The organism is Oleiphilus sp. HI0117, assembly GCF_001635235.1.
The window spans coordinates 1-2,718 of sequence record NZ_LWGA01000661.1; the positions used below are offsets into that span (position 1 = coordinate 1).

General features: G+C 45.4%; 2 protein-coding genes and 1 pseudogene. 1 reads left to right on the forward strand and 2 read right to left on the reverse strand.

From position 1 onward, the window contains the following. A partial coding sequence (locus A3757_RS08755; protein ID WP_068739451.1) for an acyl-CoA thioesterase II occupies nt 1–739 on the forward strand: 739 nt, incomplete at its 5' end. Nucleotides 740–762: 23 nt separating this feature from the next. Here the strand turns inward: A3757_RS08755 and A3757_RS27875 are convergent. Then, nucleotides 763–1,542, reverse strand: coding sequence for an EAL domain-containing protein (locus tag A3757_RS27875; RefSeq protein WP_369819543.1), 780 nt, complete (start codon nt 1,540–1,542; stop codon nt 763–765). Nucleotides 1,543–1,629: 87 nt separating this feature from the next. After that, nucleotides 1,630–2,697 (reverse strand): annotated as a pseudogene (locus tag A3757_RS27880) (7TM diverse intracellular signaling domain-containing protein); the annotation flags it as partial. Between the last annotated feature and the right edge of the window lie 21 nt (nt 2,698–2,718).

Below are 2,718 nucleotides of genomic sequence, written 5' to 3' on the forward strand. Positions count from 1 at the left end.
TGGTCAAGCACTGATGGCGGCTTATCAAACAGTCGATCAACTCAGCGCTCACTCAATGCATGGCTACTTTTTACGCCCAGGGGATCATTCTCTACCAATTCAGTACGAAGTGCAGATTATTCGAGACGGTAGTTCTTTCGCAACACGGCGAGTCATTGCCCGGCAAGACGACAAAGAGATTTTTACCCTCAACGCTTCGTTTCAAAAAGATGAAGCGGGTTCAGAACACCAGTTTGATATGCCCGAAAGCAAGTCGCCAGAAGAACTGGCTTCCGAGCTGGAAATACGTCGTCGCTTTAAGCACCTGATACCTGAAAAACTTAGGGAGCAGTTCACCCGCGATAAACCAATCGAAATCAGACCAGTTAAGCCAATTGACTATACCAACCCGGATATTCGTCCACCCTATAAGCAAAATTGGTTTAGAGCGGTGGCATCAGTCCCCAATGATCTATCATTACACCATTGCCTTCTGGCCTATGCCTCGGACTTCGGCCTGCTTGGTACTAGTATGCTGCCGCACGGTTTGAGTTTTATGCAAAAAGGCATGCAAGTTGCGAGTCTTGATCATTCGATATGGTTCCATCGCCCTTTCAAGGTTGATGAATGGTTACTTTACGATATGGATAGCCCTAGTGCGTCAGGCGGAAGAGGCTTTAATCGAGGGAATATTTTTAACCAACAAGGTGAGTTAGTTGCTTCAGTATGCCAGGAAGCATTGATTAGAAAACGTAGTTAAAACTGCAAATGCGTGACGCCTTGCTAGGATACGTCACGCGTATCGCTTTCAGACTTATCAAGCCACTGAAGTAGCCTCTCCATCGGCAAAGGTGGGGTTAGTAAATAACCTTGAACAGAATCGCACTTTAGCTCTCTTAAGCGCTCCATCGTCTCTTCATTTTCGACACCTTCTGCCACCACCTGATAACCCAGTTTTTGGCACATGTTAATGGTTGCTTCAGCAATGAGCTCATTGCCCTCATCCCCACATATTCCCGATATCAAGGATTTATCGATTTTAATCTCTGTCGCCGGTAATGACTTTAAATACGCCAAAGAGGAGTAGCCAGCGCCAAAGTCATCAACCGATAAACGTAAGCGTAAAGCACACACTTTATTTAAGACCTCAATCGCATCCAAAGGATTCGCCATCATCGAGGTCTCAGTTAACTCAAAATAAATGCGCTGAGGATCGCTGTTGTTATCAGCCATTTGAGCGCTCAGAAAATCAATCAAATCTCCCTCTCGCAGGTTCAACACCGATAGATTGATTGACATATTCAAGTCCCAACCAAGCTCTTTGAGACTATTCTGGGCTTTAAGTGCATTGCTCACCACCCAGCGTGTTAATGCTTTAATAATGCCTGTTTGTTCGGCAATCTCAATAAACTCATCAGGCCTAACCAAGCCATAACGCTCATGGTTCCACCTTACCAAGGCCTCCATACCTACAACTCGATTCTCTTTAAGAGAGTATTTAGGCTGAAAGTACAAAGCCAGATGATCATTCTTGATCGCTTCCTTCAATTCAGAAACCATCATCAAGCGGCGCGCATTGTATTGATCATATTCAGGGCGATAGTAAGAAAGGTGTCGCTCAAGTGCTTCCGATGAGTCTGCAGCTACTTGGGCATGGCGCAATAAAGTTTCGGTGTTCAAACCGTGCTCAGGACAAACAGCCACACCAATTACCGGACGCAGTTCCAGACGCATCTCCTTAAACTCAATTGGTTGCATTGCCTGCTTTAGAATTTCATTTACCTGCTCTGTGTGGCTTTCCGCAAGCTCTGCCTCAACGAGCATCACAAATGAGCCTGGCTCCAAAGAACAAATTAATGCTTCCTCGGAAGGCCCCTGAAGTTTGACGATACCTGGCATATTAACCGACAATGCAGCGAAATTCTGAGCCACCTCGACCTGCATTAAATCAGTATTATGGTGACCCAAGGTACGACTGATCTCCATATAACGAAGGATTTCGATCACACAAATAGCGATCCGTTTATTCCCACGAGACTCAATAACCAAATTAGCCTGCTGCTCAAAGCAGGAGCGGTTTGGCAAGTGGGTCGTGGGATCAGATAAAGACTTGTTTAATAGCTTCTGTTCGGTTTCTCTGCGCTCAAGTTGCTCCAGTAATCGTGCTTCTTGCGCAGCTATTCGCTGCCTATGCTCTTGATAGAAACGTGAGGCTAAGGCTGCGTTTAGTATAAATAGCTCTAGTGCTGAACCGATCTGCATACCGTACTCGGTAACGAAGCTCACCGGCATCAGGCCCTGTTTACTGAGCGCAGATATCGTCACACCAAACATGAAAGTACTCCATGCTGTGGCATAGATCCACGCCATCCTATTCCCCATAAAGCCCAATATTGGCCCCATTATGAGTAAAACAAAGCTGCCAGGAATGGCCCCCATCACCGACAATTGCAAGGAGGTCTGCGCATCAAATACCAAGATGCCAGCAAGGCCAATCAAGGCAATACCAATGATCGCATTGATTAAATACCCCAAAGTCTTACTGTATTGCTCAGGCTTGAGAAATTCTCGTGAGAATAGCGCTGAAAAAAGTAAACAGCTGGACGGCAATAACAATAAAAGCGTGTGATGAAACTCGGGGTTATCTGAATAAATAAAGGGGAAAAGCTTCGCTCTCATAATACCAAAGAACAGCATGTACAAGAATGCTGCGACTGAATAGTATAAATACTATTCAGT